19 protein-coding genes are annotated in these 22,573 nt (G+C 74.2%); 10 read left to right on the forward strand and 9 right to left on the reverse strand.

The window, feature by feature from the left end; translation table 11 throughout:
* Nucleotides 1–345 precede the first annotated feature (345 nt).
* The 6 genes from D459_RS33090 (at nt 346) to D459_RS0127660 (ending at nt 8,972) form a co-directional block, all read left to right on the forward strand.
* Nucleotides 346–1,881, forward strand: a complete 1,536-nt coding sequence (locus tag D459_RS33090) for a hypothetical protein (protein WP_040711410.1) — start codon at nt 346–348, stop codon at nt 1,879–1,881.
* 334 nt (nt 1,882–2,215) lie between these two features.
* Nucleotides 2,216–4,114 (forward strand): methylmalonyl-CoA mutase family protein, encoded by a 1,899-nt coding sequence (locus tag D459_RS0127640; RefSeq protein WP_017596236.1) that lies wholly within the window; start codon nt 2,216–2,218, stop codon nt 4,112–4,114.
* Nucleotides 4,111–6,366, forward strand: a complete 2,256-nt coding sequence (gene scpA, locus D459_RS0127645; RefSeq protein WP_017596237.1) for a methylmalonyl-CoA mutase — start codon at nt 4,111–4,113, stop codon at nt 6,364–6,366. The genes D459_RS0127640 and scpA overlap by 4 nt, the downstream gene beginning before the upstream one ends.
* A 5-nt stretch (nt 6,367–6,371) precedes the next feature.
* Nucleotides 6,372–7,406 carry a methylmalonyl Co-A mutase-associated GTPase MeaB gene (gene meaB, locus D459_RS0127650; RefSeq protein ID WP_017596238.1) on the forward strand — a complete coding sequence of 345 codons (1,035 nt, stop codon included), beginning with the start codon at nt 6,372–6,374 and terminating at the stop codon, nt 7,404–7,406.
* Between the two features lie 258 nt (nt 7,407–7,664).
* Complete coding sequence (locus D459_RS0127655; protein ID WP_017596239.1) at nt 7,665–8,033, forward strand: STAS domain-containing protein; 369 nt, start codon at nt 7,665–7,667, stop codon at nt 8,031–8,033.
* A gap of 297 nt (nt 8,034–8,330) precedes the next feature.
* A complete protein-coding gene (locus D459_RS0127660; RefSeq protein ID WP_017596240.1) occupies nt 8,331–8,972 on the forward strand; it encodes a class I SAM-dependent methyltransferase in 642 nt (213 codons plus the stop codon).
* Nucleotides 8,973–8,978: 6 nt separating this feature from the next.
* Here D459_RS0127660 and D459_RS0127665 read toward each other — a convergent pair whose 3' ends face one another.
* Nucleotides 8,979–9,431, reverse strand: a complete 453-nt coding sequence (locus D459_RS0127665) for a GNAT family N-acetyltransferase (RefSeq protein WP_017596241.1) — start codon at nt 9,429–9,431, stop codon at nt 8,979–8,981.
* A 107-nt stretch (nt 9,432–9,538) separates the two neighbouring features.
* The gene (locus tag D459_RS0127670) at nt 9,539–10,501 is read right to left on the reverse strand and encodes a PfkB family carbohydrate kinase (protein WP_017596242.1); all 963 of its coding nucleotides are present in this window, start codon (nt 10,499–10,501) and stop codon (nt 9,539–9,541) included.
* A gap of 436 nt (nt 10,502–10,937) precedes the next feature.
* On the opposite strand from D459_RS0127670, the gene D459_RS0127675 reads away from it, so the two are divergent.
* Entirely contained in the window at nt 10,938–11,429 is a 492-nt protein-coding gene (locus D459_RS0127675; protein ID WP_017596243.1) for an NUDIX hydrolase, read from the forward strand.
* Between the two features lie 1,107 nt (nt 11,430–12,536).
* Here the strand turns inward: D459_RS0127675 and D459_RS0127680 are convergent.
* From D459_RS0127680 to D459_RS33095, 4 genes are all read right to left on the reverse strand, one after another.
* The gene (locus D459_RS0127680; RefSeq protein ID WP_017596244.1) at nt 12,537–12,893 is read right to left on the reverse strand and encodes a VOC family protein; all 357 of its coding nucleotides are present in this window, start codon (nt 12,891–12,893) and stop codon (nt 12,537–12,539) included.
* A gap of 101 nt (nt 12,894–12,994) precedes the next feature.
* Nucleotides 12,995–14,551, reverse strand: coding sequence for an NCS1 family nucleobase:cation symporter-1 (locus D459_RS0127685; RefSeq protein ID WP_017596245.1), 1,557 nt, complete (start codon nt 14,549–14,551; stop codon nt 12,995–12,997).
* Between the two features lie 34 nt (nt 14,552–14,585).
* A complete protein-coding gene (locus D459_RS0127690) occupies nt 14,586–16,112 on the reverse strand; it encodes an NCS1 family transporter (protein ID WP_017596246.1) in 1,527 nt (508 codons plus the stop codon).
* Between the two features lie 105 nt (nt 16,113–16,217).
* Nucleotides 16,218–17,018: an aspartate/glutamate racemase family protein gene (locus D459_RS33095; RefSeq protein WP_017596247.1), complete on the reverse strand. Its 801-nt coding sequence runs from the start codon at nt 17,016–17,018 to the stop codon at nt 16,218–16,220.
* A 115-nt stretch (nt 17,019–17,133) separates the two neighbouring features.
* Between D459_RS33095 and D459_RS0127700 the strand changes: the two genes are divergently transcribed.
* Nucleotides 17,134–17,805 (forward strand): helix-turn-helix domain-containing protein, encoded by a 672-nt coding sequence (locus D459_RS0127700; RefSeq protein WP_017596248.1) that lies wholly within the window; start codon nt 17,134–17,136, stop codon nt 17,803–17,805.
* Between the two features lie 24 nt (nt 17,806–17,829).
* On the opposite strand, the gene D459_RS0127705 is transcribed toward D459_RS0127700, so the two are convergent.
* Together D459_RS0127705 and D459_RS0127710 are read right to left on the reverse strand one after the other, a co-directional pair.
* Complete coding sequence (locus D459_RS0127705; RefSeq protein WP_017596249.1) at nt 17,830–18,012, reverse strand: DUF397 domain-containing protein; 183 nt, start codon at nt 18,010–18,012, stop codon at nt 17,830–17,832.
* Nucleotides 18,009–18,818 (reverse strand): helix-turn-helix domain-containing protein, encoded by an 810-nt coding sequence (locus D459_RS0127710; protein WP_017596250.1) that lies wholly within the window; start codon nt 18,816–18,818, stop codon nt 18,009–18,011. Before D459_RS0127710 ends, D459_RS0127705 begins: the two co-directional genes overlap by 4 nt.
* Before the next feature lie 188 nt (nt 18,819–19,006).
* Between D459_RS0127710 and D459_RS0127715 the strand changes: the two genes are divergently transcribed.
* Complete coding sequence (locus D459_RS0127715; protein WP_241485142.1) at nt 19,007–19,435, forward strand: hypothetical protein; 429 nt, start codon at nt 19,007–19,009, stop codon at nt 19,433–19,435.
* Between the two features lie 140 nt (nt 19,436–19,575).
* On the opposite strand, the gene D459_RS0127720 is transcribed toward D459_RS0127715, so the two are convergent.
* On the reverse strand, nt 19,576–21,147 hold the full coding sequence (locus tag D459_RS0127720) for an SLC13 family permease (RefSeq protein WP_017596252.1): 1,572 nt from the start codon (nt 21,145–21,147) through the stop codon (nt 19,576–19,578).
* A gap of 267 nt (nt 21,148–21,414) precedes the next feature.
* Between D459_RS0127720 and D459_RS0127725 the strand changes: the two genes are divergently transcribed.
* A complete protein-coding gene (locus D459_RS0127725; protein ID WP_017596253.1) occupies nt 21,415–22,365 on the forward strand; it encodes a TAXI family TRAP transporter solute-binding subunit in 951 nt (316 codons plus the stop codon).
* Nucleotides 22,366–22,573 lie beyond the last annotated feature (208 nt).

Below are 22,573 nucleotides of genomic sequence, written 5' to 3' on the forward strand. Positions count from 1 at the left end.
TCGCTCTGCGGGATGCCGCACCCGACCGACCAGCCGGTCCCCTTCTCGCCCTCGCCGCCCGCTTGAACCTGCACTCCGCGAGGCGCCGCGCCCGGGCGACCACCTCCGCCCCGTGGGGCTCCGCGCCCGGGCGACCGCCTGCGCCCCGCCCCTACCGCTGCCGTCGCCGCCGGTCTGAACCTTCGCTCTGCGGGGCGCCGCGCCCGACCGGTCGGCCGGTCGAGACGGCGACGGCGCCGAGAACAACGCCCAGGAGCGGGGCGGGGGAGCTGCGTCCGGGGCGTGTTCAGTGCGGCGGCGGCGATCTAGGATTCCTCCTACGGAGAGTCGTCCGAGGGAGTCGCCATGCGCACCACGCGGCGGTCGGCGCCGGTGCTGGTCGCCGGGGCCGTGCTGGCCGCGGCGGCGGGCGCGTGCACGCCCCGGGGCGAGGAGCCCCCGCCGGACCCCTCCCCGGCGCCGCTGCCCACCTCGTTCGAGGGGGACCGGCCGCCCGGCGTCGGCCCGGAGCCCGTCCGCTACCTGCACGGCCCCGGAGGGCAGGCCCCCGGGCTCCTCGGCGAGCCGGGCGGGGTGCGCATCACCGCCTTCGGCGGCTCCTTCCTGGTCAGCTCGAACGCCGAGGAGCGGCACATGGTGCAGCGCGCCTCCGACGGCGAAGTGCTGTGGGAGGGGGAGGCGCGCGTCGACGGCTTCGCGCCCGGGCCCGAACCGGGCGGGCCGCCCGTGCTGCGCACCGGCGGCGCCGGCGGTGCCGGGGGCACCGTCCTGGACGACCGGGGCGAGGTGCTCTGGGAGGGCGGCGAGCGCGAGGTCTACCTCTCCGGCCTGGTGGTCCGGCGCCCCGAGGGCTGGACCCCGGACGATCCCTACGGCGGCTTCGAGGTGGAGGACCCGGACGGCGAGCGGCTCTGGGAGTACGAGTTCACCGGGCCCGCCGAGGCCGGCGGCCCCGAGGAGGAGGCGCCGGGCGGCGGCGCGGAGGATGGCGCCGCGGAGGACGGCGGCGCGGAGGAAGGCGGCGGCGACTCCGCACCGCCCTCCGAGGGCGCGCTCCCCGAGGGCGGCGCCGACCCGGACCGGCACGGGGTGCCGGTCGGCGCGGTCGGGGGCGCGCTCCTGCTCGACGACGGCGCCGGGCTGCTCCAGGCCCGCGCCGCCGGGGAGGCCCCGGAAGGACCGGAAGGAGAAGAGGACGGCGGCGCCCCCGAACCCGGCGACCTGCTGTGGAGCTTCGCCGGGGACGACCCCGGGCTGCTCGGCGCGGACACCGTGCCGCGCCCCCGCCCGCAGGTCCTCGGAGCCTTCCCGATCCCCGCCGAGGAGGGCGGGGAGGACGCCTCCCCGGAGGAGGCGGAGGCCACCGGGGACGGCGCCGGGGACGCCCCGGAGCGGGACGCGGTCCTGGTCCGCTGGTCCCTGCCGGAGGAGCCGTCCCTGCTGGCCATGCACGACGCGCGCACCGGCGAGATCGCCTGGACCCTCCCCGAGCCCGGCGCCAACCCCGCCCCCGGCGACTTCGCCCCGCCGGACGCGGCCGGCGACCGCTTCGACGCGGAGACCGGCACCCTGCTCCTCCCGCAGGCCAGCGGGGAGGTCCCGCTGATCGCGGTGGACGTCGCCGACGGCGAGGAGCTGTGGGAGTTCCGTGAGGACGAGGCGGGGCTGTCGCCGGCCTTCGCCGCCGGCGGCTACGTCTACGGCGACGCGCGCGGCACCGACGAGGCGGAATCCCCTCAGGTGGTGCTGGAGGCCGCCACGATGGACGTGGCCGCCGAGGGCCTGGACTCCTACGTGGAGGCGGTCACCGACGACGGGTACGCCATGGTGGTCCACGACCGCCAGCGCTTCGTCTTCGCCCCCGGTCCGGACGGCGGATAGCGCGGGGCGCTCCGCCCCTGCGGCCGTCCGCGCCGGTCCGCCCGCGCCGGTCCGCCCGAGAACCGGCACGGGTACCGGAACGGCGGAGGAGGGGCCCGGCCCGCCGTGCGCCCCGGGGAGGGGAGAAGGCCCCGGGCCGCGGGCCGCCGGCGGTCCGGGGCCCGGTGGCGCAGTGCCGGTGCCGGAGGCCCGGGCGCCCGCGTCCGCCGCGCTCAGCCGGGCCGCCCGGGTGCGCCCCGGAAGGCGTGGCCCGGGACACGGAGGCGTGGCCCAGGACACAGGGGGTGACCCCGGTCTCAGGCCGGCGGCACCGGGGTCTATAGCATCTCGAGGTATGGACAAGCCGGAGAGTCAGGGCCCCGGCGGCGAGGCGCGGCCGCTGGGCGACGGGTTCCCCGCCGCGTCGCGGGAGCAGTGGCGGACGCTGGTCGCAGGGGTGCTGAAGAAGAGCGGGATCGACCCGGACGGCACCGGGTCCGAACCCGAGGCGCTGCTCGCCTCGGCGACCTACGACGGGATCGAGATCAGCCCGCTCTACACCGGGGAGGACGGCCTCGACTCCGGGTACCCCGGGCTCGCCCCGTTCACCCGGGGCGGCCGCCCGCAGGGCCCGCTGCCGGACGGCTGGGAGGTCCGGCAGCTGCACGCCGACCCCGACCCGCCCGCCGCCCGCAAGGCGATCCTGGCCGACCTGGAGAACGGGGTCGGGGCGCTGTGGCTGCGGGTCGGCGAGGGCGCCCTCCCGGTCTCCGGCATCCGCGAGGCCCTCACCGACGTCTACCTCGACTTCGCCCCGGTGGCGCTGGACGCCGGCGCCGAGTACCGGGAGGCCGCCGACGAACTGCTCGCGGTCTGGGCGGAGCGGGAGGCCCCGGACTCGGCGGTCGCCGGCTCCCTGGGCATCGACCCGCTGGGCACCGCCGCGCGCACCGGAGCCCCGGCGGACACCGCCACCGCCGCGGAGTACGCCGCCGGCCGCGCCGCCCGCCACCCGCGGCTCCGGCTGATGACCGCCGACGCCTCCCCGGTGCACGACGCCGGCGGCTCGGAGGCCCAGGAGCTCGGCGCGGCGATGGCCGCCGGCGTCGCCTACCTGCGCGCGCTCACCGCCGCCGGACTGGACCTGGCCGAGGCCGCCGGACGGCTGGAGTTCCGGCTGGCCGCCTCCGCCGACCAGTTCCTCACCATCGCCAAGCTGCGCGCCGCCCGCGCCATGTGGTCCCGGGTCACCGAGGTCTGCGGGCTGGACGGCGAGCACCGGTCGATGCGGCTGCACGCGGTCACCTCCGCGGCGATGATGACCCGCCGCGACCCCTACGTGAACATGCTCCGCACCACCCTGGCCTGCTTCGGCGCCGGGGTGGGCGGTGCCGACGCGGTCACCGTGCGCCCGTTCGACGCGGCGCTGGGCCTGCCGGACGACTTCGCCCGGCGCATCGCGCGCAACACCCAGGCGCTGCTGATCGAGGAGTCCAACCTGGCCCGGGTGATCGACCCGGCGGGCGGGTCGTTCTTCGTCGAGCGGCTCACCGCCGACCTGTACGACCGCGGCTGGGCGTTCTTCCAGGAGCTGGAGGCGGCCGGCGGGATGGCCGCCGCGCTCTCCTCCGGCCTGCTCCGGGAACGGGTCGACGAGGTCTGGGAGCGCCGCCGCGGCGCCATCGCGCACCGCACCGACCCGATCACCGGGGTCAGCGAGTTCCCCGAGGCCGACGGGGTGCCGCCGGCCCGCCGCCCGGCGCCGGCCGCCCCGCCCGCCGCCGACCCGGCCACCGCGCTGCCCGCCCGCCGCTACGCCCAGGAGTACGAGGAGCTGCGGGACCGCTCCGACGCCCACCTGGAGGCGACCGGCGCCCGCCCCCGGGTGTTCCTGGCGACGCTGGGCCCGGTCGCGGCGCACACCGCGCGCGCCTCGTTCGCCGCCAACCTGCTCCGGGCCGGCGGGATCGAGCCGGTCGGCGGAGAGAGCACCGGCGGTGCCGAAGAGGCGGCCCGCGCGTTCGCCGGCAGCGGGACCGGCGTCGCCTGCCTCTGCTCCGGCGACGCGGTCTACGCGGAGGAGGCGGCGCGGGCGGCCGCCGCGCTGAAGAAGGCCGGCGCCACCCGGGTGCTGCTGGCCGGCCGACCGGTCGAGGAGTACGCCGCCGCCGGTGTGGACGACTTCCTGCACACCGGATCCGACGCGCTCGGCCTGCTGGCCGGGCTGCACGACGCACTGGGGGTGGGCAGATGAGACCCGGCGGGGAGATCCCCGACTTCAGCACGGTCGACCCGGGCGGCACGGCCGCCGCGGGCGGCTCCGCCGCCGAGTGGGCCGAGGCGCTGGCCGCGGCGACCGGCAAGGGCCCGGACGCGCTGGTCTGGGAGACGCCCGAGGGGATCGGCGTCAAGCCGCTGTACACCCCGGCCGACCGGGCCGGGCTGGACTTCCCCTCCGGCTACCCGGGCATCGCCCCCTACCTGCGCGGCCCCTACCCCACCATGTACGTCAACCAGCCGTGGACCGTCCGGCAGTACGCCGGGTTCTCCACCGCGGCCGAGTCCAACGCCTTCTACCGGCGCAACCTCGCCGCCGGGCAGAAGGGCCTGTCGGTCGCCTTCGACCTGGCCACCCACCGCGGCTACGACTCCGACCACCCCCGGGTCGCCGGCGACGTGGGCATGGCCGGGGTGGCGATCGACTCCATCCTCGACATGCGGCAGCTGTTCGACGGCATCCCGCTGGACCGGATGAGCGTGTCGATGACCATGAACGGCGCGGTGCTGCCGGTGATGGCGCTCTACATCGTCGCCGCCGAGGAGCAGGGGGTGCCGCCGGAGAAGCTGGCCGGGACCATCCAGAACGACATCCTCAAGGAGTTCATGGTCCGCAACACCTACATCTACCCGCCGCGGCCGTCGATGCGGATCATCTCCGACATCTTCGCCTACACCTCGCAGCGGATGCCCCGGTTCAACTCCATCTCCATCTCCGGCTACCACATGCAGGAGGCCGGGGCCACGGCCGACCTGGAGCTGGCCTACACCCTGGCCGACGGCGCGGAGTACATCCGGGCCGGCCGGGACGCCGGGCTGAACGTGGACCGGTTCGCCCCCCGCCTCTCCTTCTTCTGGGCGATCGGGATGAACTTCTTCATGGAGGTCGCCAAGCTCCGCGCGGCCCGGCTGCTCTGGGCCGAGCTGGTGGACGGCTTCGGCGCGGAGAACCCCAAGTCGCTCTCGCTGCGCACCCACTCCCAGACCTCCGGGTGGTCGCTGACCGCCCAGGACGTGTTCAACAACGTGGTGCGCACCTGCGTGGAGGCGATGGCCGCCACCCAGGGGCACACCCAGTCGCTGCACACCAACGCGCTGGACGAGGCGCTGGCGCTGCCCACCGACTTCTCCGCGCGGATCGCCCGCAACACCCAGCTCCTGCTCCAGCAGGAGTCCGGCACCACCCGCGCGATCGACCCGTGGGGCGGCAGCCACTACGTCGAGCGGCTCACCGCCGACCTGGCGCTGCGCGCCCGCGCGCACATCCGCGAGGTGGAGGAGGCCGGCGGGATGGCGGCCGCGATCGACGCCGGCATCCCCAAGATGCGGATCGAGGAGGCGGCCGCCCGCACCCAGGCGCGGATCGACTCCGGCCGCCAGCCGGTGATCGGGGTGAACAAGTACCGGCCGGACACCCCGGACGAGATCGACGTGCTCAAGGTGGACAACAGCAAGGTCCGCGCCGAGCAGCTGGAGAAGCTGCGCCGGCTCCGCGAGGAGCGGGACGAGGGCGAGACCCGGGCCGCGCTGGACCGGCTCACCGAGGCGGCGTCCCGCGCCTCCGGCGGCGACACCCTGGAGCACAACCTGCTCGCCGCCGCGGTGGACGCGGCCCGCGCCAAGGCCACGGTGGGGGAGATCTCCGACGCGATGGAGCGGGTCTTCGGCCGGCACTCCGGGCAGATCCGTACCATCCAGGGGGTGTACCGGGACGAGGCCGCCGGGTCGAAGGGGGGCGTGCGCGCGATGGACGCCGTCGCCGAGCGGGTCGGAGACTTCGAGGAGCAGGAGGGCCGCCGCCCCCGCATCCTGGTGGCCAAGATGGGCCAGGACGGCCACGACCGCGGCCAGAAGGTCATCGCGACCGCCTTCGCCGACCTCGGCTTCGACGTCGACGTCGGCCCGCTGTTCCAGACCCCCGACGAGGTCGCCGCGCAGGCCGCCGAGGCCGACGTGCACATCATCGGGGTCTCCTCGCTGGCCGCCGGGCACCTCACCCTGGTCCCGGCGCTGCGCGAGGCGCTGGCCGCCCAGGGGCGGGAGGACATCATGGTGGTGGTCGGCGGGGTGATCCCGCCCGCCGACTTCGACGCGCTGTACGAGGCGGGCGCCGCGGCGATCTTCCCGCCCGGCACGGTCATCGCCGAGGCCGCGGTGGAGCTGCTGGACCGGCTCGCCGAGGGCCTGGGCCACGAGCCGTCCGCCGCGGACGCGGCGGCCGGGGGCTGATCGGGGTGCGGCGCGAGATCGACGTGGACGCGCTGGCCGAGGGGGTGCTCGCCGGGCACCGGGCGACGCTGGCGCGCGCCATCACCCTGGTCGAGTCGCGGCGCCCCGACCACGCCGAGCGGGCCCAGGAGCTGCTGGTCCGGCTGCTGCCGCACGCCGGCAAGGCGCACCGGGTCGGCATCACCGGGGTGCCCGGGGTCGGCAAGTCGACCTTCATCGACGCGCTCGGGTCGCGGCTGACCGCGGACGGCCACCGGGTCGCGGTGCTGGCGGTGGACCCCTCCTCGACCCGCACCGGCGGCTCCATCCTGGGCGACAAGACCCGGATGGAGCGGCTGTCGGTGGACCCGGCCGCGTTCGTCCGCCCCTCGCCCACCGCGGGCACGCTGGGCGGGGTCGCCCGGGCCACCCGGGAGACGATGGTGCTGATGGAGGCCGCCGGGTTCGACGTGGTGCTGGTGGAGACGGTCGGCGTCGGCCAGTCCGAGGTGACCGTGGCCGGCATGGTGGACTGCTTCTGCTTCCTCACCCTGGCCCGCACCGGCGACCAGCTGCAGGGCATCAAGAAGGGCGTGCTGGAGCTGGTCGACGTGGTCGCGGTGAACAAGGCCGACGGCCCGCACGAGGCCGACGCGCGCAAGGCCGCCCGGGAGCTCTCCCGGGCGCTGCGGCTGCTCCGCCCGGTGCACGAGGAGTGGCGGCCCAAGGTGCTCACCTGCAGCGCCCTCACCGGGACCGGGCTGGACGGGGTGTGGGCGGCGGTCCAGGAGCACAGGGCCGCGCTGGAGCGCACCGGCGCCTTCGACGAGCAGCGCAGCCGGCAGCAGGTGGACTGGATGTGGTCGCAGGTGCGGGAGCGCCTCTTCGACCGGCTGCTGCGCGACCCCGGGGTCCGGGCCGAGCTGCCCGGGCTGGAGGAGGCGGTGCGGACCGGATCGCTCACCGCGACACTGGGGGCCGAAAAGCTGCTCCGGACCTTCGCGGAGAAGTGGGCGGAGACCGGCGAAGGCCGCGGAGCGGACCGGTCGGACCCGTCCTGACGAGGCGGGATGGCACAGGCCACATCCGTTCTCCGGTTTGTTTCGCGACTCATGGTCGAAAATATCTTGAGCATCGGCATTCCCGAGAGGCCGCTCGGCTAATACCGTGGGTGGTCAGGGATTGACGCACCATCGACGGCGGGACACCGGAGGCGGCCCCTCGAACCGCTCCGGCAGGGCGCCGTACAAGACCGCTCCCCGGGGCGCGATGCGTGCGTCGGGGACCCCTCACGTCGTGTGGGGCTGGGAGGAGACAACGTGCACAGGCTTGGGCTGGAAACCCGGGTCGACGACCGCACCGTGATCGTCACGGTCGAAGGCGACCTCGACATAGCGACCGCCGGCGACCTCCAGGAGCATGTCCTGGCGGCCGTGCAGGAGCACGGGCCGTGGCTGGTCCTCGACCTCTCCGCGCTGGAGTTCATGGACTCCAGCGGGCTGAACGCGGTGATCCACATCTACCGCGCGGTCAAGGAGCGCGGCGGCAGCCTCGCGCTGGCCGCCCCGAACGACCGGGTGACCAAGGTCGTCCGCCTGGTCGGCCTGCACCGGCAGGTCCCGGTGCACCGCACCGTCCAGGTCGCGGTCAGCGCCATGGAGGCCCTGGAGTCTAAGCAGGCCGGCTGAGGCCGCTCCGCACCCCCGGCCCGCCCCCGCCGTCCGCCGCGGGCCGGAGCGCGGTGCTGCCCTGCCGCGCGCCGCCGAGGCGGACCGGCCGCAGACGCCCCGGCCGCCCCGGACACCGGTCCCGGCCGCCGATCGCCTACCCTGCCGGTGCAGGGCCGCCGCTCCCGTGCCGCGCGGGCTCCGCCCCGATGCACTCCGACTCCGGGGCGCCCCGAGGACCCGCCCGCGCGGACCGCCGGCCTCCCCACTCGGCCGACGACGCGAACGAGAGGACGGCGCCCCGTGGCCGCTCCCCGGATGTACGGTCTGCGCTACCGGGACTTCGCCTGGAACCACAACGCGCACTACCACGACATGCTGCTCCGGCACGTCCCGCCGGGGGCGCGGCGGGCGCTGGACGTGGGCTGCGGCGACGGCCGCTTCGCCCGGCGGCTCGCCCTGCGCGGCCTGGAGGTCGACGCGATCGACCCCGACGCCGCCGCCCTCGGCACGGCCCGCGAGCGCACCCCCGCCCGGCTGGACGTGCACTACACCGCGGCCCCGCTCTCCGGGATCGACCTGGAGCCCGGCGCCTACGACTTCATCTCGGCCATCGCCTCGCTGCACCACATGCCGCTCGGCGACTCGCTGCGCCGGCTGGACGCCGCCCTCGCCCCGGGCGGGGTGCTCGCAGTCCTCGGCCTGTACCGCGAGGACACCGCCACCGACCGGGCCGCGTCCCTGGCCGCCCTCCCCGGCCAGTGGGCCACGGCCGCCGGCCTCAAACTCGGCCGCCTGCTCACCGGGGTGCCCGACCCCGCTTACCTGTCGGACATGCGGGTCACCGACCCGCAGGCCACCCTGCACGAGATCGCCGCCGAGGCCGGCCGCACCCTCCCGGGCGCCCGGATCCGCCGGCACCTGTACTGGCGGTACTCCCTGGTCTACGTTCGCTCCTGAGGAGGCCTACAGCGGGCGCTCGAAGCGGACCCGGTCCAGGCCGGGGCCGTCGTAGTCGGGGATCGGGTCGGAGGCGGTGAAGCCCATCGCGGTGTGGAAGGCGATGGAGCCGGTGTTGAACGGCGCGGTGACCGCGTGCACGCGGGTCCGGCCGTCCGCCTTCGCCAGGTCGAAGAAGCGCCGGTAGAGCTCGCGGGCCAGCCCGGTGCGGCGCTGGTCCGGCGCGACCCCGGTGAAGTGGATGTAGGCGGTCCGCCCGTCGCCGGGGGAGAAGAACCCGATGACGAAGCCGGCCAGCTCCTCCCCGGCGTCGGCGACCAGGCTGGTCGGGTGGAAGTGGTCCAGGAAGAGCCGGGGCAGGATCCCGCTGACCGGCCGCCCCCACCAGTCGTCGGCGACGGCGGTGATGCGGGCGTGGTCCTCGGGTCGGGCGGTGCGGATCACGGTCTGTTCGGCCATCCGGCCATCATGGCGCGGCGCGCCCCGGGATCACAGGGCCGGGGCGGGCCAATACGGGGCCGGGCCCGTCCGGCCGCCCGGTGTTCATGGCGCGGCACGCCCGGAGTTCACCGGGCCGGAGCCGTGCGGTCCGGGGCGGTGCGGTCGGCGAGGAACCGGTCGAGTTCCGCCGCGCCCGGCGCGGTGCCCGGCCCCCGGCGGGTGACGGAGACCGCCGCGGCGGCGTTGGCCCGGTGCGCCGCCCGGACCGGGTCCAGGCCGCCGGCCAGCGCCGCGGTGAAGACCCCGACGTGCGCGTCGCCCGCGCCGTTGGTGTCCACCGCCCGCACCGGGAACCCGGGCACCCGGACCGGGGCGGAGCCCTCCTCCGCCACCAGGCAGCCGGCCGCCGCGTCGCGCAGCACCACGGTCCCGCCCGCCCGGATCCGCCCGGTGAGCAGCGCGGCGGCCCGCTCGGCGTCCCCGGTGCCGGCGGCGGCCGCGGCCTCGCGGGCGTTCAGGCTGAGCACGTCGGTCCGGGCGAGCACCGCGGCCAGCGCGTCGCCGGGGATCTCGCCGACCACCGGGGCGGGGTCGAAGACCAGGCGCACCTCCGGGGGCAGCCCGGCGATCCAGGTGAGCAGGTCGGCGGCGTGCGGCGCGGGCAGCAGCGAGTAGCCGACCGCGTAGGCGAAGTCGCCCGGGGCGGGGCGGAGCGCGCGCAGTTCGCCGAGGGTCAGCTCGCTCTCCGCCCCCAGGCTGGTGACGAAGGTCCGCTCGGCGGAGGCGTCCACCAGCGCCACGCAGAAACCGGTGTCGAGGCCGGGCTTGGGCGGGTGGGCCACGGCGACGCCTTCGGCGCGCAGCGCCTCCCGGGCCATGTCGCCGTAGGGGCCGGTGCCGTGCGCGCCGCCGTAGACGACCGGCATCCCGGAGCGCGCGGCGGCCGCCATCACGTTGAACCCGCCGCCGGGCAGGGTCCGCGACGAGGTCGCGAGGGCGTCCCCGCCGGGCTCGGGCAGCGCGTCGACCTCCAGCACGACGTCGGCGATCACCCCGCCCACGTGGAACAGTCGCGGCGGTGCGGCCATGGTCGGTGCTCCTCTCCCTGACGCCTCCCGGCGCCCTCTCCCGGACGCCTCCCGGGTGCGGCCGGCCCGTCCCCGGGGGGCGGCGGCGGGCGGCGGACGCACCCCGCCGGGCCCGCTCCCGGAGACCGGGCCCTTCCCCGCCCCGGCGGGCGGCGCCCGGCCGGTCGGCCTTCCGTGGGCGGCGGCCCGCTCCGGCGAGTGGCGCCGCTCCGTCCGTCTCCTGCACAGCGGGCGGCGGTCCGCCCGGAGAACCGTACGCCCTTCCCCGCAGCGGGGGTGAACCGGCCTCCGGGACGCCACTCGCCGCCGGGCGGAGCACTCCCGCCGCTCCGGCCGCCGCCCCGGCCGATGGCTTGGCCGATGGCTCGGCCGATGGCTCGGCCGGTGGCTCGGCCGGTGGTCCGGCGGGCCGTGCGCGGCGGATAGTGTCGGCGCCATGCCGACCCCTGAGTTCATCCGCGAGCTGCGCAAGCACATCGGGCACGAGCCGCTGTGGCTGATGGGGGTGACCGGTGTGGTCATCGCCGAGGACGGCTCGGTCCTGCTGCACAAGCGGGCCGACGACGGGTCGTGGGCTCCGCCGGGCGGCATCCTGGAGCCGGGCGAGCAGCCGGCGCAGGCGCTCACCCGGGAGATCTTCGAGGAGACCGGGATCCGCGCGGTGCCGGAGCGGATCGTCAGCGTGGTCACCGAGCCGCCGTTCACCTATGCCAACGGCGACGTCGTGCAGTTCATGGACGTGGCGTTCCGCTGCCGCCCGGTGGGCGGCGAGATCAGGCTGGACGAGGACGAGTCCCTGGACGCCGGCTGGTTCGCCCCCGGCGAGCTGCCGCGGATGAGCGACCGGGTGCTCCGCCGCATCCGCCACGCACAGGCGGCCGCCGACGAGACCGACGCCTGGTTCGTCCCGCCCACCACCCCTTCCTGACCTTCACCTCTCCCAAGCGGCTGCTGCAACGAGGAAAACGAGAAACTCGGAGAGGTGGAGAGAGACGGGAGGTGCCCCGCCCGGGCGCGGCGTCTCGCGTGGCGGGGGTTCAGGCGGGCAGCGACGGCGCAGGTAGGGGCGGGGTGCAGGCCTCACCCGGGCGCGGCGCTCCACGGGGCGGGGGTTCAAACCGGCGGCGACGGCGGCGGTGGGGACCGGCTGGTCGGTCGGGCGCGGCGCCTCACGGGGCGGGGGTTCAAACGGGCGGCGAGGGCGGGAGGGGGCCGGGCGCCGCGTTCACCGGCCCGGCCCGCGCCCACCAGGGGGCCTTATCCCCTATGCCGGGTTTGCGGCAGGTATCGGGCGGAGGCAGGGGCGGCCTGCGCACCGCGAGAGCACCCCGATTACATCTACCAGCGAGTAGTGAGCCCCGAAGCCCCCACCGCCCCCGCGCCGATCACCCAGAGTGGCCAAACGGGGCTTCTCGAGAGAACAAAAACGACATCTCACCCCCGCACCGCCCCTCCCCGGCTTCCGGCCCCCTGCTTTACGGCCTTGCGGGCGGCTCGAACCCCCGATCACCGGCCCGATCAGGGCGATCCGGGCCTCTCGGGGGCCGATCCGGGCCGGGATGCGCGTCCGGGAATCACCGGGGTGCTCTCGCGGTGCGCAGGGTGCCCCTCACTGCCATCACCCTGCGTATTCGGCCAGGTCAGAGAGGGGCAGCGGTTTCGGGGGCAGCCAGCCTCGGCGCCTGGGCGGCGCGGGAACGGCGAACCCGCCGCCCCGGCCCGCCTCGACCGCCCCGACCCGCTCTGCCGCGCCCGACCGACCAGCCGGCACGCCCTCCCGCCCTCGCCGCCCGTTTGAACCCTCACCCCGTGGGGCCCGACGCCCGGGCGACGCCTGCACCCCGCCCCCACCTGCGCCGTCGCCGCCGGTTCGAGCCGTCACCCGGTGGGGCGCGGCGCCGGACCGACTGGCCGGTCCTCCTTCTCTCCCCTGGTGTGCGGTGTTGCGACAGGCACTGGAAACCACCGGATTCGAGACGGCAACGAGGCCAAGATCAACGCGAAGAGGAGGGGCGGCCGGGCCGGCCGGGCCCCGCTAAGATGCGGCCCAGACGCCCAGTTCGTTGCCGCTCGGGTCGGTGAAGTGGAACCGGCGGCCGCCGGGGAAGGCGTAGGGGCCGTTGACCACCCGCCCGCCTGCGGCGGTCACCTGCCCCACCGAGCGGTCCAGGTCCTCGGAGAAGAGCAGCACGAACGGCCCGCCGCCGCGCACATCCTCACCGCGGGCCAGCCCGCCGACCTCGCCGCCGTCCGGGCCCTGGATGCCGGCGTAGGCGGGTCCGTAGTCGTTGAACCGCCACCCGAACGCCTCGGTGTAGAAGCGCTTGGCCTCGTCCAGGTCGGTGACGGTGATCTCCACGTAGTTCAGGGCGTGGTGCAGGGGAGTCGTCATGCCCGGCATTCTCCGGGAAGGCGCCGACACTCAGGGCCCCGACATACCGGCGGGCCGGACTCCGGCGCGGGTGCGTCCGGGGGCCGGTCCGCTCTGGCGGGTCAGGAGTGGTCGGCCGGGGCCGGGGTGCGCAGGCGGCGCATCAGCAGGATGTGCAGGGCTCCGCCGAGGAGGGCGCCGAAGAGCCAGGTGAAGCCGGACCAGTCGGCCAGGGCCGGGGTCCACAGGGCGGTCACCGAGAAGACCGAGGCGAGCAGGAACGCGGCCAGCGCCCGGGTGTTCCAGCCCTTGGCGTAGTGGTATTCGCCGTCGGGGGCGGCCGAGTACAGGGCGTCCAGGTTCAGCCGGCCGCGGCGGATCAGGTAGAGGTCGGCGACGATGATGCCGTACAGCGGGGCGAGCACCGCGCCGAGCGTGTCCACGAACGCGGAGATGCCGATGTCCTCGATGAACGCCACCCACAGCGCGCCGATCACGAAGCCGACCGCCGCGGTGATCAGCCCGCCGGTGCGCGCGCTGATCCGGGACGGCATCAGGTTGGCCAGGCCGTAGGCGGGCGGCACGAAGTTGGCCACCAGGTTGATGCCGACGGTGGCGACGAAGAAGGTCAGCGCCGCGGTCACGGTCAGCCAGACGTTGTCCACCCGGTCCACGATGTCGGCCGGGTTGGTCAGCGCCTCCCCGTAGAGCACCGAGGTGCCGGCGGTGATCACCAGGGTGAGGAAGGAGAACACCGCCAGGCTCACCGGCAGGCCGAGCAGGTTGCCGATCCGCATCGAGCGCTCGGTGCGGACGAACCGGGAGAAGTCGCCGTAGTTGACCACCACGGCGGCGAAGTAGGCGGTCATCGTGCCGACCACCGCGGAGAACGCCGCCACGGTCCCGCCCTCCGGCTCGCCCGAGCCGGCGAACACCGTGCCCAGCTCGGACAGGAGGTCGCTCCCGGCCATCACCCAGATGGCCGCCATCAGGCCGAACATCACCGCGTACACCGCCGGCCCGGCCCAGTTCAAGAAGGTGCCGATCCAGCTCATGCCCTTGCCGAAGAGCGCCAGCTGGAACAGGGCGACCGCGATGTAGGCGGTCCAGCCCACCGCGGACAGGCCGAGGAAGGTCCCCTCCGGCCCCGGCCCGAACAGCGCGGTGATCAGCAGCGCGACCGCGGTGGAGGCGAAGTAGGTCTGCGCGCCGTACCAGAACATCGCGGTGACGCCGCGGATCAGCGTGGGGAACTGGGTGCCGCGCACGCCCATGCTCGCCCGCGCCAGCACCGCGTAGGGCACCCCGTACCGCACGCTGGGCCGGCCGACCAGGTCGCACAGGACCATCACGATCAGCCCGGACAGCACGATCCCGGCGAACACCGCCCACCCGTTCAGCCCGGAGGAGATGAACAGGGTCGCGGCCAGGGTGTAGCCGAACAGGCTCTGGATGTCGTTGGTCCACACGTTGAAGATCTCGAACGCGCCCCAGGAGCGCTTGGCACGGGGCAGCGGCGCGAGGTCCTCGTTGTACAGGCCCGGGTCGGGGTCGCGGACGGAGAGGTCGGGGCCGCCGGTCGCGGCGCCCGGTCCGGGAACCGGCGCGGGAGCCGGTGCGGGATCCGGTGCGGTCGGCGGCCCGGCCGGGCCGCCGGCGGCGGTGGTGTCGTTGCTCATCGGGACCTCACTGGTGCGGGAGCGGTGCGGGGGATCAGATGTCGGAGCGGGAGGCGTCGCGCTCGGGCAGGTCGGCGGCGGCGACCCGGGAGAATTCGCCGCTCCGGGCGTCGTGCACCCAGCTGACGCCGGCGCTGGTGCCCAGGTAGGCGTCGCGGTCGCCGCCGGGCCCGTCGGCGGCGCCGATCTCGGCCTGCGGGAAGCGGCGCAGGATCCAGGCCTTCATCAGCACCAGGTAGGCGGCGAAGGCCACCGGGAAGCCGATGACGTAGGCGTACTCGGGCCAGAGCAGGGCGAGCCCGGAGGCGGCCAGCCAGGCGATCAGCGCCGCCGGGTTGATGCCGCGCAGGTACCGGTACTGGCCGTCGGCCCGGTACAGGTCGGGCACGTTCAGCCGGCGGCGGCGCAGCACGAAGTAGTCGGCGATCATGATCCCGGCGATCCCCGCGATGAAGCCGCCGTAGTAGCCGAGGAAGGTGAACAGGTTGTCCAGCAGCAGCCACGGCATCACCGCGGTGCCGACCGCCCCCGCCAGCACCACGCCCATCCGGTAGGACAGGTGCGGCGCCGCGGCGTTGATGAAGTTCAGCGCGGCGGGCACCACGTTGGCGGCGGTGTTGGTGGACCACTGCGCCAGCACGATCATCACCAGCAGCACGCCCAGCACGAACCCGGTGCTCTGCCCCTGGATCACCTCGATCGGGTTCCAGACGCCGGTGACGATGAACGACACCGCGCCGATGAACGCGATCCAGGCCTGCATCAGCGGCAGCACGACGAATTGGGCGGCGACGATGTTGCGGTTGCGGCGGAGGAACCGGCGCTCGCCCGGGAAGGTGGCGGCGAACCGGGTGATGTTGGGGATGTCCACCGCCAGCGGCGCCCACACCACCATGTTCACCAGGAAGAACGCCACCAGCGTGGTGTCGCCCTCGGCGGCGAACGTCCAGATGTTGGTGCCCTCCAGGTCGGCGATGCCGTCCAGGGTGAAGTACATCCAGACCGAGATGGCCAGGATGCACGGGGCCGCGATGGAGGCGAGCCGCTCCACCGCCTTGATGCCCAGGGCGACGTTGGCGATCTGCACGGCGAGGAAGACGGCGTACCAGAGCGGCCAGGAGGAGAACCCGGTCCAGTACTCCACCAGGCCGTTGACGGCCAGCGCGCCGAGGTAGGTCTGGATGCCGAACCAGCAGGCGGCGACGATGCCCCGGGAGACCGAGGGGAAGTGGGTGCCGACGGTGCCGAACGGCGCGCGCAGGTAGACCGCGAACGACAGCCCGTGCTCGGTGCCGATGTCGGCGGTCATCGTCATGATCACCGAGAGCGCCATGGTGGCGGCGAACACCGTCAGCATGACCAGCGGCAGGGGGATGCCGCCCTCGACGCCGTTGGCGCCGTACTGGAACGTCACGATGACGACGGCCAGGCCGACCCAGATCCAGATGAACCCCCACAGCGAGATCGGCCGCTGGTTGAGCCAGGTGGGCAGGATCGATTCTTCGAGGAGGTGGCCGCCCGGCCGCTCGCCGGCGGCGCGGGGAGGCGTGGACGCGTCCATGGGGGTGCCTCGCTTTTCTCCGGGTGGTCCGGGGTGGATCCAGGTGGCGGTCTCCGAGGGGACGGGGTCGGGCCGGGGCGTGCGCTGCAGGGCGGCCCGGCCGGGTCAGGACGGGAGGGCGGTGCCGTTCGTGCGGCCGGCGCGGTCCGCGGCGCGTTCGCCGGCGGGGCGGCCGAGGCCGATGGCCCGGCTCAGCGGCCAGTGCGCGACCGCCTTCGGCCGGGGCAGGGCGTAGCCGCGCACCTTGCTGGTGCTCAGGCCGAGGCCGACCAGGGACTCGGCCAGCGCGATGCCGGCCGCGACGCCGTCCACCACCGGGGCGCCGGTGGCCTCGCGGACCGCCTCGGCCAGCCCGGCCATGCCGCCGCAGCCCAGGCAGACCACGTCGGCGCCGTCCTGCTCGACGGCGATCCGGGCCTGCTCGGCGACGGCGCGCAGCGCGGCGCCGCGGTCGGCCTCCAGCTCCAGCACGCCCAGCCCGGTGGCGCGGATGGAGGCGCACCGGCCGTCCAGCCCGGCCAGCGCCAGCCGCCCCTCGATCTGCGGGACCGCCCGGTCCAGGCTGGTCACCACGGTGAAGCGGTGCCCGATCAGGCTCGCGGTGTGCGCGGCGGCCTCGGTGATGTCGACCACCGGGACGGTGCACAGCTCTTGCAGGCCCTCCCGGCCGTGCTCGCCGAAGCCGGCCTGGACGACGGCGTCGTAGGGGCGGTCGTAGGCGACGACGCGGTCCATCACCGCGACGGCGGAGAGGTAGCTCTCGAAGTGGCCTTCGACCGACTCCGGGCCGAAGTAGGGGGTCAGCGCCTCGATCTCGGTGCCCGGGCGGGCGGCGGCGCGGGCCTGGGCGGCGAGCGCCCCGGTCACGGCCTCGGAGGTGTTGACGTTGACCAGCAGGATGCGCATGGGGTCCTCCCCGGTCGCGGCGGGCAGTGTGATGTCCGACACGACTGTGAAGCTATTACTTCACGGAAAATAAAGCAATGGCTTCACGACATGGCAACCTATACTTAACAGCGCCATGGACCAGACCTCAGCGCCCTCCGTGCCCGTGCACTTCGACGAGCAGCGCTTCGGCGAGCGCATCCGGGAGCTGCGGACGGAGCGCGGGCTGTCCCTGCGCGCGCTCGCGCAGCGGCTCGGGATCAGCGCCAGCGCGCTCTCCCAGATCGAGCGGGGCAAGATGCGCCCGTCGGTGACCCGGCTGTACCAGATCATGACCGAGCTGGACGTACCGATGGCCTCGGTCTTCGCGGACGAGAGCGCGGGGGAGCGGGAGGGGTCGGCGGCCGGTGCGCCGCTGGGGTCATCGCCGGGGCCGCACTGGGGGCACGCGGAGCCGGTGCCGACCACCGCCGACGGCGTCGCGGTGACCCGCCGGGACGAGGCCGCCACCCTGGAACTGGACCAGGGGGTGCGCTACCGGAGGCTGACCCCGGAGAACGTGCCGGGGATGAACTACTTCGAGTCGGTGTACCCGCCGGGCGCCTACTCCAGCAGGAACGCCGAGTACGTGCGGCACCGGGGCCGGGAGATCGGGAACGTGGTGAGCGGCGTGCTCACGGTGGACGTGGGTTTCGAGAGCTACGAGCTGCACCCGGGGGACTCGATCGCCTACCCGTCGACCACCCCGCACCGCATTTCCAACCAGGGCACGGAGGAAGCGGTCGCCATCTGGCTCAACCTGAGCTGACGGGGCGGTCGAGGGAGGACGAGATCAGGAGCGGTCGGCCTTGACCGCGTCGATGAAGGCGGCCCACTCGGCCGAGGGGAAGGTGAGGTGGCCGAGGTGGCGGTTGCGGGTGTCGCGAACGGCGGTGGTGGGGCCTTCGGCGACCTCGACGCAGTTGCTTTCGCCCGTCGAGTAGGTGGCCGTGTGCCAGGCTCGCTGATGACTCACGGTAGTTCTCCTCTGATCTGCTTCATCAGGGACAGGGACTCTTCGGCGGGGAGCGCGGAGCCGAGGATGTCGGCGAACAGGCTCACGTGCTCGGCGACATGATCGGGGTTCTCCACCGGCCCGCCTGCCCGCCGGACCTCCCGCCACAGGACGTCCCCGAGGTCGGGGACGCTCAGCAGGCGGAAGGGGCCGTCCAGCCCTGGATGCATCTTCGTTTTCAGCGGAACGGTCAGTACCTCTGTGCGCTCACTGCTCGATGCGGCGACGAGGTGATCGATCTGCTCTTTCATCACCTGCTCCCCGCCGGTGGGGCGCAGGAGCACGGTCTCGTCGATGACCGCCGTGTACCGGGGAGCGGCCGGGGAGGCCAGTATCCGCTGCCGCTCCAGGCGCGAAGCCACCAGGGCGTTGACCTGCTCTGGTGTGGCGTTCATGTTCCCGGCGCGGATCGTGGCCCTGGCGTAGGCCTCTGTCTGGAGGAGTCCGGGCACGACGAGGGGATGGTAGTCCCGGATGCACGCGGCTCGCTGTTCTAGCTGCGAGACCTCCTTGACCCAAGGGGGGACTTGATGGGCGTTGAAACGGAGTTTCCAGGAGGCCGCCACGCGTCCGCGTGTGGTGAGCACGCGGTCGATTCGTTCGACATGTTCCCATTTCGGGGCTACCCGACCGCGCTCGATATCGCTGATCATCGACTGGGACATCGGGATCGCGTCGGCCAACTGCTGCTGTGAGAACCCGCTCTGCCTGCGGAAACGACGCAAGTCGTCACCGAACCCGTGAGCGGCGTCTTCAGTGGAGGTCATTGATCACCACCTTTTATCGATATTCTATCGGCTTCCATCGATGGGTATAGCTGTTTTTCGAGGACAGCAGCGATATGTGGATATCGGTGGTGGCTCGCGGTGATGGTGAATCCATCGAAAAACCCTCGCGACGGTATGGGCCGTCCGAGGGCGTGGCCATCACCCGACTCTCACACCGAGGTGACGACATGTGTCATGGTATCCACCATCGCGATGGGGAGCGCTTCCCCACCCTGTGGAACCTGCTGTCCGTGTTCATCCTGCTCGTGGTCCCGGTCCTGGGCGTGCTGCCCAACCCCGGGCCCCCGCCCCGGCACGCGCGCGGCCTCCGCCGCCTGCCCGACGCCCCGCCCGCCGCACCCGAGGTCCCGCCCTCGCGCTGCGTCCCCGGCGTGGCCCCCGACTACAACGCCTTCGTCGCGCTGCACACCGAGCACCGCGCGACCTGGCTGCTGTCCTACCGGGAAGAGTCCGACAAGCCGTACCAGGCCGGCAACCGCATCGATCCGAGCATCGCGCTGGCCGCCACCACCCTGGAGGCCCTGGCCCGGGCGCTGGCCTCCTTCCCCGCCCCCGATTACGCCCGCCCCTACATCGACTGCGTCCGCACCGACTGACCACCGAGCCGGAAACCGGACCAGGGAGGGGAAAGAAGGCGGCACCCGCGCGCAGGGATTGGGAGGGGCGCGCGGGTGCCGCTGTGGGAAGGGCCGGGAGGGGGTGGCCCGTTCTGTGGTCGGAGGGGTCCGGTGCCGGACTAGAGACTGAAGCCCAGCACCTGCCCGGCGATCGTGTACATCAGCGCCATGATCAGCACCAGCGCGGTCAGGTTGAGGATCAGGCCGCCGCGCATCATCTGCTGGATGGTCACGTTCCCCGAGCCGAACACGATCGCGTTCGGCGGGGTGCCGACCGGGAGCATGAACGCCATGGTCGCCGCGATGACCGCGGGCAGGATCAGCACCATCACGTCCATGCCCATTCCGACCGAGACGCCGCCCATCACCGGCAGGAACGTCGCGGCGGTGGCGGTGTTGCTGGTCAGCTCGGTGAGGAAGAGGACCAGGGCGGCCACGAACAGGATCAGCAGCCACGTCGGGATCCCGGTCAGCCCGCCGACCATCTGGCCGATCCACTCGCTCAGCCCGGTGTCGCTGAACTGCTTGGACAGGCTCAGGCCGCCGCCGAACAGGAGCAGGATGCCCCACGGCAGCTGCACCGCGGTCTCCCAGTCCAGCAGCCGCTTCCGCTCCCCGCCGCCGGCCGGGATGATGAACAGCACCACCGCGACGGTCATCGCGATCCCGGCGTCGCTGATGTTGGCCAGCCAGGGCAGCGCCCCGCCGACCGCGCTGTCGGCCAGCAGCGGAATGCCCACCCAGGCCGCGGCGGCGCTGACGAAGACCAGCAGCACCAGCTTCTCCGCGGTGGAGGCCGGCCCCATCGCGCGCAGCTCGCCGCGGATCAGCTCGCGGCCGCCCTCCAGCTTCTTGATCGCGGGCGGGAACACCACCTTGGTCAGCACGAACCAGGCGATCACCATGAACACCGCGGCCAGCGGCAGGCCGACCATCATCCACTGGCCGAAGCCGATCTGGATGCCCTGCTCCTCGGCGAGGTAGCCGACCATCAGCGCGTTCGGCGGGGTGCCGATGAGGGTCGCCACCGAGCCGATCGAGGAGGAGTAGGCGATGCCGAGCATCAGCGCGGTGGCGAAGTTCGGGTCGGTCTTCCCGTCCCGCAGCTGGGCGACCATGCCGACCACCGCGACGCCGATCGGCAGCATCATCACCGCGGTGGAGGTGTTCGACACCCACATGGTGATGAAGCCGGTGGCGATCATGAACCCGGCGATGAGCATGGTGGGGCTGGTGCCCACGGCCGCGACGATGGTCAGCGCGATGCGCCGGTGCAGGTTCCACCGCTGCATCGCCAGCGCGAGCATGAACCCGCCCATGAACAGGAAGATGATGTCGCTGGCGTAGGGGGCGGCCACGTCGCCGATGTCGGCCCCGTTCAGGACCGGGAAGAGCACCAGCGGGACCAGCGCGGTCGCCGGGAGCGGGATCGCCTCGGTCGCCCACCAGACCGCCATCAGCAGGGCCACGGCGGCGGTCATCTTGCCCTCGGCGGACAGCGAGTCCGGCAGCACCATGACGAGCAGTGCGGCCGCCACCACGCCGGCGAGCAGGGAGGCGATCTTGACGACCAGCCGCCCCTCCCCGCCGCCGCGCGTCTCGGCGCCGGCCTGCTCGGCGGGGGCCGGCGCGTCCGTCGGGCCCGCGGATCCGGGGCGGGGGGAGCCCGGGTCTCTGCTGCTGGGGGACATGTTCCTCTGCCTTCTTCCGTGTCGGGGTGCACGGCCGGAGCGGGGCACCGCGGGGGTCCGGCGCGTCCGTCACAACCTGGAGTGATGCTCGTCACGGACGCGCCGCAGGGCAAACATCGGGCGGGAACTTGGGATTCTCCTGACATTCCACTCCGGAGCGTGGTCGAATGAATTCGCAGTGCGTTCACTCGTGCGCATGTGACCCGCATCGCGGGGGAGGGTGATCCAGGCCCGGTCCGCCCCCGGGCGGGCGTCTATCCTGGCCGGATGGGGTCGGCGGAGCGAGCGGGGGGCCTCCCGCGGAGGGCGGTCCTGCTCGGCGCGCTGGCGGGCGCGGCGGGGGTGGCCGCGGGCGCGGAGGGGTGCGCCCGCCGGGGCGCGGCGCGGGTCGAGCGGCTGACCATCGCCACCGGCCCGCGCGGCGCGGTGTTCCGGGAGATCGGCGGCGCCCTCGCCGGGTACCTGCGCGACGTGCTGCCCGGCATCGAGATCGACACCCTGGCGACGCACGCCTCCAGCGACAACCTGCGGCTGCTCGCCGAGGGGGAGGCCGACATCGGCCCGACCAGCCTGGACGCGTTCGACCCCGACACCGCCGGCGTGGCCGCGCTCTGCCGGCTCTACGACAGCTACCTGCACCTCATGGTCCCGGCCGACTCCGAGGTCCGGGAGCTGGCCGACCTGGACGGCGGCCGGGCGTCCCTGGGCGCGGAGGACTCCGGGACCGAGTACACGGTGCGCCGGCTGGCCGAGCTGACCGGTGTGGAGATCGAGCCGCTGCTGCTGAACCAGGCGGGCTCCGCCGAGGAGCTGGAGGCGGGCCGGATCGACGCCATGTTCTCGCTGACCGGGGTGCCCACCCCGGCCATCGTCGGCCTGGCCGAGCGGTTCCCGCTGCGCGCCGTCGACCTGCAGCGGGAGGCCGACCGGATGGCCGACTCCCGCCCGGAGGTCTACTACCCGGGCACCCTGTCCGGCACCGCCTACCGGGGCGTCCGGCCGGTCCGCACGCTGAGCGTGCCCAATGTGCTGCTGGCCCGCGCCGACCTCCCGGACGACATCGCCGAGGCCGTCACCGGGACCGTCTTCGACAAGGCCCCTGCCATGGCCCGCACCCGCCCCGAGGCGGCGCAGATCAACGTGCGGACCGGCATCGCCACCGGCGCCGTCCCGATGCACCCCGGCGCCGCCCGCTGGTTCCGGAGCCAGAAGCCCTAGCTGTATTGGCCTGCAGGGTTGTTGACGCTCTCGGGGCGGGGGTTCATGCCGGTGACGACGGCGCAGGGAGGGGCGGGGCACGGGTGGTCGCCCGGGTGCGGCGCCTCGCGGAGTGAAGGTCAAGGCGGGCGGCGAGGGTGGCGGTGGGCACCGGCTGGTCGGTCGGGTGCAGCAGGGCGGGCAGAGGCGGGGTGGGGTGGTCCGGGTG

Origin of the sequence: Nocardiopsis potens DSM 45234 (assembly GCF_000341105.1) — a bacterium.
GTDB classification, from domain to species: domain Bacteria; phylum Actinomycetota; class Actinomycetes; order Streptosporangiales; family Streptosporangiaceae; genus Nocardiopsis_A; species Nocardiopsis_A potens.

Coding starts and splice junctions, on each gene's coding strand:
- D459_RS0127675 (WP_017596243.1), top strand. CDS start 10,938: ATGCCGACCCCTGAGTTCATCCGCGAGCTGCGCAAGCACATCGGGCAC.
- D459_RS0127710 (WP_017596250.1), bottom strand. CDS start 18,818: ATGACCTCCACTGAAGACGCCGCTCACGGGTTCGGTGACGACTTGCGT.
- D459_RS0127690 (WP_017596246.1), bottom strand. CDS start 16,112: ATGGACGCGTCCACGCCTCCCCGCGCCGCCGGCGAGCGGCCGGGCGGC.
- D459_RS0127715 (WP_241485142.1), top strand. CDS start 19,007: ATGTGTCATGGTATCCACCATCGCGATGGGGAGCGCTTCCCCACCCTG.
- scpA (WP_017596237.1), top strand. CDS start 4,111: ATGAGACCCGGCGGGGAGATCCCCGACTTCAGCACGGTCGACCCGGGC.
- D459_RS0127700 (WP_017596248.1), top strand. CDS start 17,134: ATGGACCAGACCTCAGCGCCCTCCGTGCCCGTGCACTTCGACGAGCAG.
- D459_RS33095 (WP_017596247.1), bottom strand. CDS start 17,018: ATGCGCATCCTGCTGGTCAACGTCAACACCTCCGAGGCCGTGACCGGG.
- D459_RS0127665 (WP_017596241.1), bottom strand. CDS start 9,431: ATGGCCGAACAGACCGTGATCCGCACCGCCCGACCCGAGGACCACGCC.
- D459_RS33090 (WP_040711410.1), top strand. CDS start 346: ATGCGCACCACGCGGCGGTCGGCGCCGGTGCTGGTCGCCGGGGCCGTG.
- D459_RS0127685 (WP_017596245.1), bottom strand. CDS start 14,551: ATGAGCAACGACACCACCGCCGCCGGCGGCCCGGCCGGGCCGCCGACC.
- D459_RS0127660 (WP_017596240.1), top strand. CDS start 8,331: ATGTACGGTCTGCGCTACCGGGACTTCGCCTGGAACCACAACGCGCAC.
- D459_RS0127725 (WP_017596253.1), top strand. CDS start 21,415: ATGGGGTCGGCGGAGCGAGCGGGGGGCCTCCCGCGGAGGGCGGTCCTG.
- D459_RS0127640 (WP_017596236.1), top strand. CDS start 2,216: ATGGACAAGCCGGAGAGTCAGGGCCCCGGCGGCGAGGCGCGGCCGCTG.
- D459_RS0127680 (WP_017596244.1), bottom strand. CDS start 12,893: ATGACGACTCCCCTGCACCACGCCCTGAACTACGTGGAGATCACCGTC.
- D459_RS0127720 (WP_017596252.1), bottom strand. CDS start 21,147: ATGTCCCCCAGCAGCAGAGACCCGGGCTCCCCCCGCCCCGGATCCGCG.
- D459_RS0127670 (WP_017596242.1), bottom strand. CDS start 10,501: ATGGCCGCACCGCCGCGACTGTTCCACGTGGGCGGGGTGATCGCCGAC.